This is a genomic window from Paraflavitalea pollutisoli (assembly GCF_029360705.1).
GTDB classification, from domain to species: Bacteria; Bacteroidota; Bacteroidia; order Chitinophagales; family Chitinophagaceae; genus Paraflavitalea; species Paraflavitalea pollutisoli.
Window position 1 is genome coordinate 684627 of record NZ_JARKMX010000001.1, and the last position, 16465, is coordinate 701091.

Annotated in this window: 15 protein-coding genes; 4 read left to right on the forward strand and 11 right to left on the reverse strand. The window is 50.8% G+C overall.

Annotated elements, in window-relative coordinates:
• Positions 1 to 6: 6 nt before the first annotated feature.
• Genes P2W70_RS02865 through P2W70_RS02875 form a run of 3 tightly spaced genes read left to right on the forward strand, consistent with a single transcriptional unit; the run spans position 7 to position 2780 of the window.
• On the forward strand, positions 7 to 804 hold the full coding sequence (locus tag P2W70_RS02865; RefSeq protein WP_276479914.1) for a UDP-2,3-diacylglucosamine diphosphatase: 798 nt from the start codon (positions 7 to 9) through the stop codon (positions 802 to 804).
• Positions 804 to 1646: a hypothetical protein gene (locus P2W70_RS02870; protein WP_276479915.1), complete on the forward strand. Its 843-nt coding sequence runs from the start codon at positions 804 to 806 to the stop codon at positions 1644 to 1646. The genes P2W70_RS02865 and P2W70_RS02870 overlap by 1 nt, the downstream gene beginning before the upstream one ends.
• A gap of 21 nt (positions 1647 to 1667) precedes the next feature.
• Complete coding sequence (locus P2W70_RS02875) at positions 1668 to 2780, forward strand: mechanosensitive ion channel family protein (protein ID WP_276479916.1); 1113 nt, start codon at positions 1668 to 1670, stop codon at positions 2778 to 2780.
• Here P2W70_RS02875 and P2W70_RS02880 read toward each other — a convergent pair.
• Positions 2764 to 3432, reverse strand: coding sequence for a MerR family transcriptional regulator (locus P2W70_RS02880; protein ID WP_276479917.1), 669 nt, complete (start codon positions 3430 to 3432; stop codon positions 2764 to 2766). The genes P2W70_RS02875 and P2W70_RS02880 overlap by 17 nt on opposite strands.
• Positions 3433 to 3681: 249 nt before the next feature.
• Here P2W70_RS02880 and gyrB point away from each other — a divergent pair, with 249 nt between their 5' ends.
• Positions 3682 to 5661, forward strand: a complete 1980-nt coding sequence (gene gyrB, locus P2W70_RS02885; RefSeq protein WP_276479918.1) for a DNA topoisomerase (ATP-hydrolyzing) subunit B — start codon at positions 3682 to 3684, stop codon at positions 5659 to 5661.
• Positions 5662 to 5757: 96 nt separating this feature from the next.
• On the opposite strand, the gene argH is transcribed toward gyrB, so the two are convergent.
• The 10 genes from argH to P2W70_RS02935 form a co-directional block, all read right to left on the reverse strand.
• Positions 5758 to 7056 (reverse strand): argininosuccinate lyase, encoded by a 1299-nt coding sequence (argH, locus tag P2W70_RS02890; RefSeq protein WP_276479919.1) that lies wholly within the window; start codon positions 7054 to 7056, stop codon positions 5758 to 5760.
• Positions 7057 to 7072: 16 nt separating this feature from the next.
• The gene (locus tag P2W70_RS02895) at positions 7073 to 8176 is read right to left on the reverse strand and encodes a M20 family metallo-hydrolase (RefSeq protein WP_276479920.1); all 1104 of its coding nucleotides are present in this window, start codon (positions 8174 to 8176) and stop codon (positions 7073 to 7075) included.
• Positions 8166 to 8957: an acetylglutamate kinase gene (gene argB / locus P2W70_RS02900; RefSeq protein ID WP_338119792.1), complete on the reverse strand. Its 792-nt coding sequence runs from the start codon at positions 8955 to 8957 to the stop codon at positions 8166 to 8168. Before argB ends, P2W70_RS02895 begins: the two co-directional genes overlap by 11 nt.
• 6 nt (positions 8958 to 8963) lie before the next feature.
• The gene (locus P2W70_RS02905; RefSeq protein WP_276479921.1) at positions 8964 to 9950 is read right to left on the reverse strand and encodes a Rossmann-fold NAD(P)-binding domain-containing protein; all 987 of its coding nucleotides are present in this window, start codon (positions 9948 to 9950) and stop codon (positions 8964 to 8966) included.
• A 73-nt stretch (positions 9951 to 10023) separates the two neighbouring features.
• On the reverse strand, positions 10024 to 11175 hold the full coding sequence (locus tag P2W70_RS02910; protein WP_276479922.1) for an aspartate aminotransferase family protein: 1152 nt from the start codon (positions 11173 to 11175) through the stop codon (positions 10024 to 10026).
• A 78-nt stretch (positions 11176 to 11253) separates the two neighbouring features.
• Positions 11254 to 12237, reverse strand: coding sequence for an N-acetyl-gamma-glutamyl-phosphate reductase (argC, locus tag P2W70_RS02915; protein WP_276479923.1), 984 nt, complete (start codon positions 12235 to 12237; stop codon positions 11254 to 11256).
• A gap of 108 nt (positions 12238 to 12345) precedes the next feature.
• Positions 12346 to 13542: an argininosuccinate synthase gene (argG, locus tag P2W70_RS02920; RefSeq protein ID WP_276479924.1), complete on the reverse strand. Its 1197-nt coding sequence runs from the start codon at positions 13540 to 13542 to the stop codon at positions 12346 to 12348.
• 56 nt (positions 13543 to 13598) lie between these two features.
• The gene (locus P2W70_RS02925) at positions 13599 to 14330 is read right to left on the reverse strand and encodes a GNAT family N-acetyltransferase (RefSeq protein ID WP_276479925.1); all 732 of its coding nucleotides are present in this window, start codon (positions 14328 to 14330) and stop codon (positions 13599 to 13601) included.
• 705 nt (positions 14331 to 15035) lie between these two features.
• Complete coding sequence (locus P2W70_RS02930; RefSeq protein WP_276479926.1) at positions 15036 to 15929, reverse strand: alpha/beta fold hydrolase; 894 nt, start codon at positions 15927 to 15929, stop codon at positions 15036 to 15038.
• A 57-nt stretch (positions 15930 to 15986) separates the two neighbouring features.
• Positions 15987 to 16454: a hypothetical protein gene (locus P2W70_RS02935; protein ID WP_276479927.1), complete on the reverse strand. Its 468-nt coding sequence runs from the start codon at positions 16452 to 16454 to the stop codon at positions 15987 to 15989.
• Positions 16455 to 16465 lie beyond the last annotated feature (11 nt).

A 16465-nucleotide genomic window follows, 5' to 3' on the forward strand; every position in this document is an offset into this window, starting at 1 on the left:
TTTGCTATGAACATACCCGCTGGTAAAAAAGTATATTTTCTTTCCGACTTTCATCTTGGTGCGCCGGATGCGGCTGCCAGTTTACAAAGGGAAAAACTCATTGTTGAGTTCCTGGAAGAGATCCGGAAGGATGCGGCGGTGATCTTTATCGTCGGTGATATGTTTGATTTCTGGTACGAGTACCGGTTGGTGGTTCCCAAAGGATATGTACGCTTGCTGGGCAAACTGGCTGAGATTACGGATGCTGGTATTCCTGTTCACTTCTTCGTGGGCAACCATGATATGTGGATGAAAGATTATTTTCAGCAGGAGCTGAATATCCCCGTCTATTTCGAGCCTAAAGAATTTGAGTTCAACGGCCAGCCCTTCCTCGTGGGCCATGGCGATGGTCTGGGACCCGGTGATCATGGCTACAAGTTTATCAAGAAGATATTTCGGAACCCGGTTTGCCAATGGTTGTTTGGCATTCTGCCTCCTTATGTGGGCGTTGGACTTGCCAATTACCTGAGTCGGCGCAGCCGTCGTATGACGGGCGCTGTGGATGAAAAATTCTTTGGCGAAAAGGGAGAGTGGCTGATCATCTACTGTAAAGAAGTGTTGCAGCAAAAGTTCTATAAATACCTGATCTTCGGTCACCGCCACCTGCCTATCGATTTCAGGATGAATAAGGATAGCCGGTATATCAACCTGGGTGACTGGATCCGTTATTACACCTATGCTGAGTTTGATGGTTCCAATATGGTACTGAAATCGAGGTTTCCGGAACAGGAGGTCAAGATCGTACGGGGCGAGGTTGCTCAATAATGCTACACAAGTTCACGATATCATCTTTTCTGCTGCTGCTATGCCTATTGGGCAATAACTTGTCCCTGCGCGCACAGAAAGCCGCTCCTGTCATCGATAGTTTCTTTGTATTGCAGCAGGTCATTGCCGGAGAATTTACTGATTTTACGATCGATAACCTGGGCAATATCTATGTGTTGAACGCATCGGGTCAGTTAAAAAAGATGGGACCAGCGGGTGACTCGGTCGCTGTATTCAACAATGTTCGTCAGTATGGGAAGATCCAGTTCATCGATGTATCGAACCCGCTGAAAGTATTGTTGTACTTCAAGGATTATGGTACGGTGGTAACACTTGACCGGTTTCTCAATACCCGCTCTACACTGGATCTGCGGCGAAGACAATTGTTTCAGGTGAAGGCTATTGGTCAGGCCTATGACAATAACATCTGGGTGTTTGACGAACTGGAAAGCAAGCTGAAGCGGGTAGGTGAGGATGGTCGTATTATCGATCAGACCGCAGATTTCCGTTTGCTGTTTGACTCTATGCCCTCGCCGAGGTTCATCGTTGACCAGAACAAGCAAGTGTATCTCTATGATGCGGCCAAGGGAGTTTACCTGTTCGATTATTACGGTGCTTTTAAGAACCGTATCCGTTTCATTGGCTGGACTGATTTCTCCGTGATCAACAATACTATTTTCGGTCGTGATGCCGATATCCTGTATCGCTACGAACCCGGTACACTCAACCTGCAGCAATATCCTATTCCTGCTACGATGCGCAGTGCCCGTAAGATCAAGATCATGCCTGGTTATCTCTATCTTTTGCGAGACCGGCAGTTGGAAATATATACTTACCGCTAGTGGTTTCATTACATTTGCACCATGGAGAAGATCCTGGACATCATTTTTCTTGATAATTCGATTCGGAGTTATTTACTGGTAGGTGGTTCTATACTGTTAGCCCTGTTGTTCAAGCGATATTTGTCAAGATATATTGCTGGTCTTTTGTACCGTGTGATCCGCCGGTTGGCCAGTGGTGTAGACAAGAAATCTTTTGTGAACCTGGTGGTGTCGCCTTTGGAAACCTTTCTGCTGTTGCTGGTGGTGATCGTGTCGTTTGACAAGCTTGATTTTCCTTCCCTTTTTGATATCTCCTTGTATAAGTTGAAGCTGCATAGCTTCATCGATGGTGTGGCGATTATCGTGCTGATCATCACGTTTATCTGGCTTTTGTTGCGCATTATAGACTTTGTGGCCATGATCCTGCAACACAAGGCTGATCTTACTGCCGACCAGACGGATAACCAGCTGGTGGTTTTCTTCAAGGATTTTTTTAAAGCGGTCATTGTGATCATGGGTGTGCTGATGGTGCTGAAGCTGGCCTTCCACTATCCGATCACCAACCTGATCACAGCTTTGAGTATCGGTGGTGCCGCCATCGCGCTGGCAACCCGCGAAAGCCTGGAGAACCTGATCGCTTCTTTTATCATCTTCTTTGACAAGCCCTTTATGGTGGGCGATCTCGTGAAAGTGCAATCGGTCACGGGTACGGTAGAGAAGATTGGTTTGCGCAGTACGCGTATCCGTACCGACCAAAAGACCTACGTGACGATGCCCAATAAGCAGATGGTGGACAGTATCATGGACAACCTGACCCTGCGTACGCAACGCCGCGCCTTTGTTCAGCTGGAGCTGGGCAGTGAAACCCCGCAAGAGTCGATCAAACAACTGGTATTGCGTATTCAGCAGTTTTTCCAACAACGCAACCAGGTAGTAGAGAGTTATACGGTGTTTATGTCGGACATCGTGAAAGATACCTTACTGGTGAATGTGGAGTTCTTTACGGCCACCATTCCCATCGCCGACTTCAATGCCTTACGGCAGGAAGTAAACCTGTCGATCATCGGTATGATGAAGGACATGAACATCAAGCTGGCAGCCAAGGAGCCAGGTGTGATCGTCGTAAAAGAGGGTGATTTTAAAGCGATGCCTTGATCTCCAGCAGAAACTCCTTTACTTTCTGGAGTGACTGGATCATTTCGAAGTTTTCTTTGCTTTGTTTGTTCTTCTTGAGGAAGTCTTTGGCGCCCTCGATGGTCAACTTGCGGCGGCGCAGCAGGTCATAGATAAGCTCCAGGTTCTTGATATCCACCGGCCTGAAATGGCGGTCGCCTTTGCGGTTTTTGCGGGGCTGGATGATATCGAATTCATTCTCCCAGAAACGGAGCAGCGACTGGTTTACCCCAAACATTTCTGCCACCTCGCCGATTGCGTAATACTGCCGTTGGAAGAGTACTTCGTCGGCTGGTATATGGACAAGATCAGCTTCGGCGTCAAGGGTCTTGAGTGATTTACGGCCGCGGGTAGATTTTTTAACGGGTTGCGGCTTGCTTTGTACGGTTTCTGCAACGTCAGGTTCCGACCGGCTGATGACCGCCGCAATAGGTGGTTCTTCCAGCGTTACCGGTGTGGTGAACGTTTCTTCTGCCACCGGTTCTTCCACTTCGGGTTCGGTTACCCCAGGCTCTTCGAGCCGCGGTTGTTCAATGGGCTTGATGGATTTAACCCGTACCCCTACGGCTGCGTGTTCCGCCGCCTGTGCTTCGGAAAAGTCAAATGTGATCTGTGACTGATTCTTGGATTCCATAGTTTTTTTAAAGGGATAGCGGTAGTTCCGTAACAAATATCGTGCTGTAAAATTACGTACTTTAAAAAGGCTTTGGAAGGCTATCTGTGAGGGGGATAAAAAAGGGGCGTTGAGGGGCTCAAAAACAAGGTGTTAAATGGTGGAAAAAGGTGTATAAAATGGGGCCCTGAAAGCGGCTAAAAGCCTTATTTTCCGTACATTTGCCGGAATCAACATTCTTAACTCTCACAAGCATTTTCTCAAGCATTTATGGATACAGAAATCAAGGAAATTCTTACCCCCGCTACCAATGGATATGGAGCAGATAGCATTCAGGTTCTGGAAGGGTTGGAAGCGGTTCGTAAGCGTCCTGCCATGTATATCGGCGATGTTGGCGAAAAAGGCCTGCACCACCTGGTATATGAGGTAGTCGACAACTCGATTGACGAAGCTCTTGCCGGATATTGTAAGAATATCATTGTTACGATCCACGAAGACAACTCTATCTCTGTGATAGATGACGGTCGTGGCATCCCCACCGGTATCAATACGAAAGAGAAGAAAAGTGCCCTGGAAATTGTAATGACCGTGTTGCACGCCGGGGGTAAGTTCGATAAGGATACGTACAAGGTGTCGGGTGGTTTGCATGGTGTGGGTGTGAGTTGCGTAAACGCCCTCAGTACTGTACTACAGGTAACAGTACAACGTGAAGGCAAGATCTTCGAACAGGAATACCGCATCGGTGTACCTCAATATCCGGTTCGGGAAATCGGCGTATCTGAGCTTACAGGAACGAAGGTTCACTTCTGGCCCGATACCAGCATCTTCACTACCGGGATCTATAAAAAGGATATCCTCGAAGGTCGTCTTCGTGAGCTGGCTTACCTCAACCGGGGTATCAGCATTACTCTGAATGACCTGCGCGAGAAGGATGAAAACGACGCTACCTACAGCAAGAACTTCTATAGCGAAGGCGGTATTACCGAGTTTGTCAGCATGCTCGACAAGAACGCCGGCCGTACTGCCCTAATCCCAAACATTATCTATGTTGAGGGTCGCGATGAGAAGACCAATGTGGCGGTAGAAGTAGCGCTTACGTACAACGACAGTTATAACGAGCATATCTACTCCTACGTCAACAACATCAATACGATCGAAGGGGGTACGCACGTATCCGGTTTCCGCCGGGCGCTTACCCGTATGTTCAAATCATACGGCGACCGCGAGAACCTGTTCGAGAAAGCGAAAGTAGAGATCGAAGGTGATGACTTCCGGGAAGGTCTGAGTGCCATCATTTCGGTAAAGGTACCAGAGCCTCAGTTTGAGGGCCAGACCAAAACCAAGCTGGGTAACAGCGACGTGATGGGTGTGGTAGATAGCACCGTGTCCAAAGCCCTGGAAAAATTCCTGGAAGAGAATCCCAAAGAAGCTAAGAATATCATCTCCAAGGTGATCCTCGCTGCCCAGGCGAGAGCGGCTGCCCGCAAGGCCCGTGAGCTGGTACAACGTAAAAGTGTACTGAGCGGCGGCGGATTACCGGGTAAGCTGGCCGACTGTTCGGATCGTGACCCAGAGCGTTGTGAGCTGTTCCTGGTGGAAGGTGACTCGGCCGGTGGTACTGCCAAGCAGGGCCGCGACCGTTCGTTCCAGGCTATCCTGCCCCTGCGTGGTAAGATCCTGAACGTAGAGAAAGCGATGGAACACAAGATCTATGAGAACGAGGAAATCCGGAACATGTACACTGCCCTCGGTGTTACTGTAGGTACGCCTGAAGATCCCAAGGCACTGAACCTTGTCAAACTCCGCTATCACAAGCTGATCATCATGACGGATGCCGATGTGGACGGAAGCCACATCGCTACCCTGATCCTGACCTTTATTTACCGCTATATGGCGCCCCTGGTAGAGCAAGGGTATGTATACATTGCCCAACCTCCGCTGTACCTCGTGAAGAAGGGTAAAGACCAGGCTTATGCCTGGAATGAGGAGCAGCGTAAGGGATGGGTGGCCAAATTTGGCGCCGGCAAGGAAGAGAGCGTCAATATCCAGCGATACAAAGGTCTTGGTGAAATGAACGCTACCCAGCTTTGGGATACGACCATGAATCCGGACACGCGTACGCTGAAGCAGGTGACTATCGAAAGCGCTGCAGAAGCGGATCGCATCTTCAGCATGCTGATGGGTGATGAAGTAGCGCCCCGCCGCGAGTTCATCGAGAGCCACGCTAAATACGCCAAGCTCGACGTATAAGATCATTAACAGCGCCTATGGCGCTTATCTGAATAGAAAAGCCTCTCTGTAAACAGGGAGGCTTTTTCTTTTATGTCTGTGGCAGACTTTACTTGACTAGAACTTCGCGATCACTTTGTCCATTGCGGCACTGATATAATCGTTGTACAGGTTGCCGATGCTTCCTTCGTGCGTGTGGTGCAATTGCTGCTTGTAGTCGAAGTTGAAGGTACCTGCTTCGATATCGTTACCGACCTGTTTGTAAGCATCGCGGAAGGGAATCCCTTTGTTGACCAGGTCATTCACGGCTTCTACGCTGAACAGGTATTTGTATTTCTCATGGTCGAGGATATTCTCCGTCACTGACATATTCTCCAGCATCAGCCTGGTCATTTGCAGGCAATCCTTGAGGGTTTCAATGGCGGGGAAGAGGATTTCTTTGGTCAGTTGCAGATCGCGGTGGTAGCCGGATGGCAGGTTGTTGACGAGCAGGATGAGTTCGTTGGGGGTTGCCTGGATGCGGTTGCACCTGGCCCTGATGAGCTCAAATACATCCGGGTTCTTTTTATGCGGCATGATGCTGCTACCGGTAGTCAGCTCGGACGGGAAGGAGATGAAGCCAAAATTCTGGTTGATATAGAGGCAGCAGTCCATCGCCAGGCGGCTCAAGGTGGCGGCTACGGCTCCGATGCCGGTGGCCACGACGCGTTCGGTTTTACCACGGCTCATTTGTGCGTACACAGAGTTGGCGTTGAGTGCCCCAAATTGCAGCAGCTCGGTGGTGCGGGTACGGTTAAGCGGGAAAGAGGAGCCATATCCGGCGCCACTGCCCAAGGGGTTTTTGTTGGCAACGGCGTAGGCCGCGGCCAGCAATTCCAGGTCATCGACCAGACCTTCCGCATAGGCGCCTAACCACAGGCCAAATGAGGAGGGCATAGCGATCTGGAGGTGGGTATATCCCGGTAGTAAATGCTGTTTAAACTTTTCACTTTGGGCGATCAGCAGGTCGAAGAGTTGTTTTACTTCTTCTTTTACGGACAGCACTTCCGCACGGAGGTACAGTTTGATATCGACTGCTACCTGGTCATTGCGGCTGCGGCCGCTGTGGATCATCTTGCCGGCTTCGCCGATGCGCTGGGTGAGTAGCAATTCAACCTGGGAGTGTACATCTTCTACGCCTTCTCCGATGCTGAACTGGCCAGCTTCTATCTCTTGTGCGATATCCTGCAGACCTTTGACAGCTTTAGCGGCATCTTCTTTACTCATCAATCCTACTTCGCCCAGCATGGTGACATGGGCGATGGAGCCCTGCACATCGTATTTGGCCAACAGTATGTCGAATTCTTTATCGCGACCTACCGTGAACTTTTCGATCTGTGCTGAAACGGAAGTATTTTCTTTTTGCCAAAGCTTCATAAAAAATAATTGTCGGTTACCGGTTGTCGGATACCGGGTGGGAAAAAATGACCTTATCTAACAACGTTATATATAGTTCGATGCCTTCCTTGATCTCGTTGAGGTGGATGTATTCGTCGGCGGTATGGCTGCGGGCCGAATCGCCGGGACCCATCTTGAGGGTTTGGAAGGGCATCAGGGCTTTGTCTGATGTGGTGGGAGACCCGTAATAGGATCGCCCCAGGGCAATGCCCGCCTGGGTGAGCGGATGATCGAGTGCAATGGAGGTGGAGCGCAACCTGGTACTACGGGGTTGTACTTCGCATTGTACATGCGCACGGATCACGTCCAGCACCTCTTCAAAGGTATAAAGCTCATTGACCCGCACGTCTACCACAAATTTGCATTGGGCAGGTACCACGTTGTGGGCTTTGTTGTCTGTTTCAATGACGGTTACGCTCATTTTCACCGGCCCCAGCAGGCTCGAGACCTTAGGGAACTTGTAGTTGCGGAACCATTCTATATCGGTCAGGGCCTTGTAGATAGCGTTTTCACCTTCTTCGCGGGCGGCATGGCCTGCCTTGCCGTGGGAGAGGCAATCGAGAACCATCAGTCCTCTTTCCGCCACCGCCATCTGCATTTGCGTAGGCTCCCCTACGATACCCGACTCGATGTTGCCGAGGTGGGGAAGCAGGGCTTCGATACCATTTCGCCCGGAAATCTCTTCTTCTGCTGTGGCTGCCAGCATCAGGTTGTATTGAAGGTCGGTGCGCTCGTAGTAGTACAGGAAGGTGGAGATCAGGGATACCAGGGGACCGCCGGCATCATTGCTGCCGAGTCCAAACAGTTTTCCGTCCTGCTCGATGGGCTTGAAGGGATCGAGGGTATAGCCCCTGTTGGGCTTTACCGTGTCGTGGTGCGAGTTGAGCAGCAGGGTAGGCTTGCTGGCATCGAAGTGCCGGTTGACAGCCCAGATATTGTGCAGGTGTCTTTCTGCAGGTACGTCATGTTCCTGCAAAAATTGATGCAGTATTTCTGCGGTATGCTCTTCTTCTTTGCTGAAAGAAGGCACAGCAATCAGTTGCTTCAACAAAGCGATGGCCTTGTCCTGCAATATGGTTATGCGGTCATTATTGCTCATGGAGAATAGTTGTGCCGGCCTGGCCGGTAATTAACTGGGCTAACTGCTCGGCTTTGCCGATGATCACTTTCTTCACACCACTATTGAGGGCCGCAAAAGCATTGTCCAGCTTGGGGATCATGCCGGCGAAAATCTTCTGCTCCGCTTTCAGCTGTTGATAGTAGTCGGGGGTGATGGAAGCGATTACGGTGCTATCGTCATTGGCATCGAGCAGTACGCCGCTTTTTTCAAAGGAGTAGATGAGTTGAACATCGAAGTGGCTGCTGAGCCCCTTGGCCGTTTCCTGTGCGATGGTATCGGCATTGGTATTGAGCAGCAAGCCTTGCTTGTCGTGCGTGATGGGCGCCAGCACGATAGAAAGGTCCTGATCGAGCAGGGCCTTCAGCAAAGGGGCATTGACGCTGTCTACGTCACCCACGAAACCATAGTCGAGCGTTGGATGTACCCGCTTATGCGCCTGTATCACGTTGCCATCTGCACCACTGAGGCCGATGGCGTTGCTGCCTTTGGCTTGCAATTGGGCTACGATGTTCTTGTTGATATAACCAGCGTAAACCATGGTGACGATCTTGAGGGTTTCCGCATCGGTGATGCGGCGGCCGTCTACCATTTGCTGGGGCACTTTCATTTCTTCTGCCAGGCGGGTGGCGAGTTTGCCTCCGCCATGGATCAACACTTTCTTACCGGGCAGGGCCGCGAAGGAAGCGAGGAAAGAAGCCAGTTTGGCTTCATCGTCGATGATATTGCCGCCTATTTTTACTACGAATAGCTTTTCCAACATGCCAGTTTAATAGTTTGCTTGTAAGATCTCGGACAGTACCGCCTGGGCAGCCCAGATACGGTTGGAGGCTTCCTGTGTTACGATGCTGTTGGGGCCATCGAGGATCTCATCGCTGAGCTCTACATTCCTCCGTACAGGCAGGCAATGCATAACCTTGGCATTGTTGGTCAGCGCCAGCTTGGCGTTGTTGAGCATCCAGGCAGGGTCATTGGTATAAATACGGCCGTATTCGTTGTTGAAAGTGCTCCAGTTCTTCACATATACAAAGTCGGCATCTTTCAGGGCTTTATCCTGGTTGTGGGTAATGGTAGCGCCATTGGTGAACTGGGTATCGAGTTCGTAATCTTCGGGATGGGTGATCACGAAGTCGGCTTGTCCCCAGGCATTGATCCATTGCGAGAAGCTGTTGGCCACGCATTGTGGCAGGGGCTTTACGTGTGGTGCCCAGGTTAATACGATCTTGGGTTTCTTTTTGTTGCCCCACAGGGGGCCACCAGCCGTTGCGGTAGCATGCTCGTTGATGGTGATCACATCAGTCAGGCTCTGCAACGGGTGCAGGGTAGCACTCTCCAGGCTCACCACCGGTATGCCTGCATATTTGATGAATTGTTTGATGAACAATTCGCTGTAGTCGTCTTCACGGTTCTTCAGGGATGGGAAGGTGCGAATCGCGAGTACGTCGAAATACTTGCCCATGATGGGTGCTGCATCTTTTACGTGCTCTACGGTACTGCCGCTCATGATGGCTTCTTCTTCAAACTCCAATGCCCAGCCTTCCTGGCCCACATTGAATACGATGGCTTCCATACCGAGGTTCTGCGCAGCGATCTGAGTACTCAGACGTGTACGCATACTGGGGTTCAGGAATAACAGGCCGATCCGCTTGTTGGATCCCAATGTTTTGTCTTTAAGCGGGTTGGCTTTGTAGCTCAACGCTTTTGCCACCAGTTCGTTGATGTTGGCAACATCATGTACTGAAATAAAGTTTCTCATTTACCCGGAAGAACTTTTAAGTATGATGATTGAAATATAAAGAGGCCCGGCGAAGCCGGGCCATTATTGTTCATTATTGTGCTACGGCAACGAGTGCAGCTATTTCTTCTTTCACTGCTGCGATAAACTGGTCTGCATCTTTCTTTTGCAGGGCCAGTGAAGGAAGCAGGCGGATCACATTGGGCTTTGCTTCGCCGGTAAAGATCTTCTGTTTCCAGAGCAGGTTCTTTTTCAGGTCTTTCAACTCCTCAGGAACATCGAACCCGATCATCAGGCCACGGCCTCGTACATTCTTTAATTCGGGGATGGCTTTCAACTGTGCCGTGATGTATTCGCCCAGTTCAGCAGCATTCTGCAGGAGGTTTTCCTGTTCGATCACTTCCAGCACCGCCAGTGCCGCTGCACAAGCCAGGTGGTTGCCACCAAACGTAGTACCGAGCATGGAGTGCTTTGCCTGGAATTTAGGAGCGATGATGATACCTGCAACGGGGAAACCATTGCCCATGCCCTTCGCCATGGTGTAGATATCAGCATTTACGCCGGCAAAGTCATGGGAGAAGAACTTGCCCGTTCTGCCATAACCACATTGTACGCTATCGGCAATGTATACGGCGCCGTATTCGTCGCAGAGGGTGCGGATCTTTTGCAGGAAGGATTCGGTAGCCACATTGATGCCACCTACGCCCTGTATGCCTTCGATAATCACGGAAGAGATGTCGCTACCCTGCGCCTTGAAACAGGCTTCGAGGGAGGCTTCATCATTATAAGGCAGGAAGATCACATTGCTGGTTTGGTTCACGGGGGCTACGATCGATGGATTGTCCGTCGCGGCGACAGCGAGTGAAGTTCTTCCGTGGAAGCCTTTTTTGAAGGCGATGATCTTCTTGCGGTTGTTGTAGAAGGAGGCGAGTTTCAGCGCGTTCTCGTTGGCTTCGGCGCCCGAGTTGCACAGAAACAGCTGATAGTCTTCTTTGCCGGATACTTTGCCAAGCTTGGTGGCCAGTTCTTCCTGCAGGGGTATTCGGATGGAGTTGGAGTAGAATCCTACTTGCTGAAGTTGATCGGTCAGGCGTTTTACGTAGTGCGGATGGGTATGGCCAATGGATATTACCGCATGACCTCCATACAGGTCAAGGTATTTTTCGCCGGTTGCATCCCATACGTTGGAGCCCTGTGCTTTTACGATGGTGATGTCGTTGATGGGATAAACGTCAAATAACTTCATGGTCTACTGGTTTGCGCTGCGAGATGGCTACCAGGGGTGGGGTGTGATCGACGCCCGCTACCCCAGGCTCACAGCTTATTAGAAATAATTAGCCTTCAGTTTGAGGCCTGCACGTTCGTCCAGACCAAAAAGCAGGTTCATGTTCTGTACGGCTTGTCCGGATGCTCCCTTGAGCAGGTTATCAATGATAGAGTGTACCACCAGTTTGCTACCTACTTTCTCCAATTGAATGATACACTTATTAGTGTTCACCGCCTGTTTCAGGAAGATGGGCTGGTCGCTCACCGTGGTGAAGGGATGACCATCAAAGAAGTTCTTATAGAGGCTGGTCACTTCAGTCGCCGGCAGATCGAGATCGAGCTGTGAGCTGATAAAGATACCGCGGGTGAAATCTCCTCTCCAGGGAACAAAACTTACATCGATCTGACCGGCCGGCTGCAATTGCAGCAAAGATTCGCCAATCTCGTTGAGGTGCTGGTGGTTCAGCGTTTTGTAGGCCTGGATATTATTGGCTCTCCAGCTGAAGTGAGAGGTCGCGCTCAGGCTTTGGCCGGCACCGGTCGATCCGGTGATGCCGGTGGTATATACATTCTGCAGCAGTCCTGCTTTCGCCAAGGGCAATAAGCCAAGCTGAATGGCCGTAGCAAAGCAACCGGGATTGGCAATGTTGTTGGCCTGGCGGATGGCTTCGCGGTTGAGTTCGGGCAATCCGTATACAAACTGGCGGTCGCCCAGGGTGGCGTTGCTGGTGAGGCGGAAGTCCTGTGAGAGATCAATGATCTTCACGCGCGCGTCGAACGGGTTTTCGGTCAGGAATTTCTTCGCTTCTCCGTGGCCCACGCAGAGAAACACCACGTCTACATCCTGGCTGAGGTCGCCGGTGAATTGCCAATCGGTTTCGCCCACGAGGTCTTCGTGAACGGCGTATACGGGTTTGCCGGCATTGCTGCGGCTATGGATAAAAGAAACAGCTACATACGGATGGTGGACCAATAAACGGATCAGCTCACCACCGGTATAACCTGCTCCTCCTACGATACCAACTTTAATCTGCTTGCTCATATATCTCCTGTTTGTAGCGATGGGCCAGTTGGCCCGGCTGGATATAATCATGCGGCCCTTGTGCAGGCGATTCCTTGTCAATCGATCATCACAAGGGCCGCATTCTAATTACTTCTTGTTGTCTTCCTGTACGGCAGTCCAGATAGAGGTCTGGTTGCCGAAGATCTTGCTGAAGCCACGTACATCTTCTCCGGTAAAGCCGGTGTTCATCTCTCCATATTTACCAAACTTGCTGCTCATCAGATCATAGGGCGATTCGATACCGATCACCTGAAAGCGGTAAGGCTGCAGGTGTACGAATACGTCGCCGGTCACGCTTTGCTGGCTATTCTGCAGGTAGGCTTCGATGTCGCGCATCACGGGGTCCTGGATCTGTCCTTCATGGAGCCAGTTGCCGTAGAATTGGGCAAGCTGGTCTTTCCAGTTCAGCTGCCATTTGGTAAGCACGTGTTTCTCCAGTGCGTGGTGTGCTTTCAGGATCACCATGGGGGCGGCTGCTTCGAAACCTACGCGGCCTTTTATACCGATGATGGTATCACCTACGTGGATGTCGCGGCCTACACCGTAAGGGCCTGCAATGGTTTGCAGGTACTGTATGGCTTCTGTGGGGTGACCGAATGATTTGCCATCAACGGCTTTCAGCTCCCCTTTTTCGAAAGTCAGTTTCACTTCCTGGCTACCGGTAGCGGTAACCTGTGTGGGCCAGGCTTCTTCGGGCAGCATGCCTTTGGAAGAAAGGGTTTCCTTTCCACCTACGCTGGTACCCCAGAGTCCTTTATTGATCGAGTACATGGCTTTGGCGAAGTTCATGTCGACGCCCTTACCCTTGAGGTATTCAATCTCGGCCTCGCGGCTCAGCTTGAGGTCGCGGATGGGGGTGATGATCTCTACGCCGGGGATCATGATGTGGAAGATCATGTCGAAACGTACCTGGTCGTTGCCGGCGCCGGTGCTGCCATGGGCTACTGCATCGGCCTTCAGCTTTTGTACATGCTCGGCGATGTGTACAGCCTGGCTCAGCCTTTCTGCACTTACGCTGAGGGGGTACGTATTATTCTTCAGCACGTTGCCATAGATCAGGTACTTAATGATACGGTCGTAATAGGTCTTTACGGCGTCTACAGTCGTGTGTGTCTTCACGCCCAGCTTGTAAGCATGAGCTTCGATCTGTTTCAGTTCTTCTTCGCTGAAGCCACCGGTGTTAACGATGATGCTGTGTACTTCATAACCTTTGTCTTCACCCAGGTATTTTACGCAGAAGGACGTATCGAGTCCGCCGCTGAATCCTAATACTACTTTTTTCATTGCTGATGTATCGTAATTATGGTGTTAAATCTAGTTTACTGATAAGGCGCCTGGTACTACAAGTTGAAAAAGTACTGCAGGATCGACTTGCGCCGGACTGTTGCAGGTACCATTTTCTTCATGTTGTCTTCCTTGTCTTTCTTCAGGAAGGGCTGTAGGAATTTCCACTGCTTGATGCGCAGCAGTCTTTCGAGGATGCTCTTGTTTTCCTCAAAATATTGTTTGGTCTCTTCAGGCTCATAGTGATCTTTGGGATCGTACAGCATGGCCGTACACATACAGTTCTTTCTTTCCTTGCTCATCAGGATCTCGTAGTTCACACAGCTTTTACAGCCCGCCCAGAAGGCGTCGTCCTGCGTGAGCTCGGAATAAGTAACGGGCTCGTAACCCAGCTCGCTGTTGATCTTCATCACGGCGAGGCCGGTCGTCAAGCCAAAGATCTTTGCATCGGGGTACAACTTTCTGCTGAGCTCGAAGATCTTCTTCTTGATGGCTTTGGCCAATCCGCCTTTGCGAAAGTGAGGTGATACGATCAGACCCGAGTTGGCTACGTATTCACCGTGGCTCCAGGTCTCGATATAACAAAAACCGGCCCATATACCATCTTCACTAAACGCGATCACCGATTTGCCTTCACGCATTTTCTCCTTGATATAATCAGGTGAGCGCTTGGCGATGCCGGTACCACGTGCTTTGGCAGAAGAAAGCATTTCGTCGCAAATGATCTGTGCGAAACCGAAATGGCTTTCATTGGCTATCAGTATCTGGAACTTGTGTTGCGTTTCCATTGTTTGACAAGACTATAAATGTGAAAGAATGCAGTGACGTACACTGCTGAAGACACGAATCCCGCGGGGCGGGAGCATAGTTCCAAAAAAGGGGATACTATGGTAAGTGAGTATCAACGTCGTACCCTGACGGGGACGGGGCTAACAAAAACTGTACGGAGCTGTACAGGAAAAACCCCACGCACTATAGTACCAGCAACTTGTGCTACTACATCAGCGAGTATTATGGTGAGATTTTTTTGCATTTCGTTTCTCTGAATGAGTATTTGAGTCAGATTCAATTTTGTCACCGCAAAGAAAACTATATTTTTTAAATGTGGGGAAGTTTTTAATGTAAAATTTTAGCTAATTCCGTAAAAACCAGTAAACAAGCGTTCGTGCAACAGCCGTACTAACCCGCAATGTTGTGGGCATAAAAGGCCTTTTGCAGATGCTGGAACCGACCCATAAATGAAGGCTCAAGGTCTCACAATGGGGTAACAATCAGTTGCTTGGACTGATACTTTGGTGATGCGACCGGTTGTAAACACGGTCAGGTGTCCTCAAGAAAAAGAGGCTGCCGAAGGGGACGGGAGCGGCTGACCATACAGGCACTCCCTGCGACGCCCGGAATGCTTCCGGAAGGTGGCCATGGGCTAAGGCCATCCTGGTACGGCGTCATGCTGCGTCAGGTTGACAATCGACCGTCCCAGCCAACAGTCACTACTACCTGGCGCCCTGGCCGCTTTTTCGTGTACCACTGCTGTCGGGCAGGGGATCGAGCAGGATAGAACGCACCAGGTCGGGTGCCTGCAGTCGGATCAGGTGACCCGCCCGTGGCAGGAAAATGAACTTAGCGGGCTTGCCGTTTAGTACTTCGCGGGCATAGTCGAGGTTGGAAGGTTCGATGATGTCGTCATTACCTCCCTGCACCACCGTAACAGGTATCGAGAGGTTATGCCACTCGGGAGCCAGTTTGCGGAGCTCTTCGGCATGCGCAAATTTTTCGTCGGTAGCACTCTTCAGAAACCGGGGGAAGAAAATATAGGGTGGGCCACCACTTTGTACCCAGGGATGAAACCACCAGAATTTTTCCTTGTCCGGGTCGATGGCTGCAGCCAGCATGACGAGGTGATTGAAGTTTTCGGGGTACAAAAGCGCCACTTTGGCCGCGATGGGCGCTCCATAGGAACTGCCCAATACCACACCGGGTTGGTGCGACCGGTTGATGCGCAGCGCTTCGTGGATGATGTGCGCCTGCGTACTGATGGAGGTCACCGATTTCCGCTTGCCTTTGAAGCGCGATTTGTGGTAGCCGGGGCGGTCGACGGCGATGATGTGAAAATGCTGTTGCAGGATGGGGTCATCGAGAAAGATGCGGCTGCCGTACCAGGCACCGGGTGCGCCGTGGATCAGCAGCAGCGGAGGCAAGGTATCGGCGCCGGTAGCGGCGCAGAAGAGCGAGGCCGAATCGTTCTGTATTGTAAAATAGGTGGGCTTGACGGGTTTATTGGCGTAGTATTTCTTCACCTGTTTATCGGTCATTACCCAGCGACGGAAACAGCCTGTACAACAAAGTCCGATCAGTAATAAAATGATAAAATAGTGAAAACGCGCCATAGGGTTCAAATCTAAAAAATGAAGGCCGCATCTGCTAGTTTCCGCCAGTAAGGTTGGCTAAAATTGACATCCATCAGTTGGCAGCCGGTGCATTTCGGGTTGCAACTTCAATGCCTGGTGAATGATCTGCGACAGGTAGTTGGCAAGCAGCTCATATTTGAACGCGTAATTGTTGTTGAGCTCCATCAGCATTTTTTCAAATAAGGCGTGCAAGTTGGCATGCAGGCCCGGCAGCAACCAGTACACGGGGATGCCATCTTTCTTAAACATGGGCAATAGTGGTAGACTGCGCTGCAGGTGGTGTGACAACTTCGCCGCATTAAACAGACAGGAGAAGCCCGTCGCCGGCATAGCCGGGGCTTCTCCTGTCTGTGGAGTTTGCAGGGGATGGAAACACAATATTCCACCAGCGCCCGGTGCGGGCATTGCTATCAGACTGATCGCGTAGTAGCTGCTTTCAGGTGGATACCGGACTATCCGATCCTCCTCTTCCAGCCTGAACACATAGATCGGCTTTGCATACATCTTTTACATTT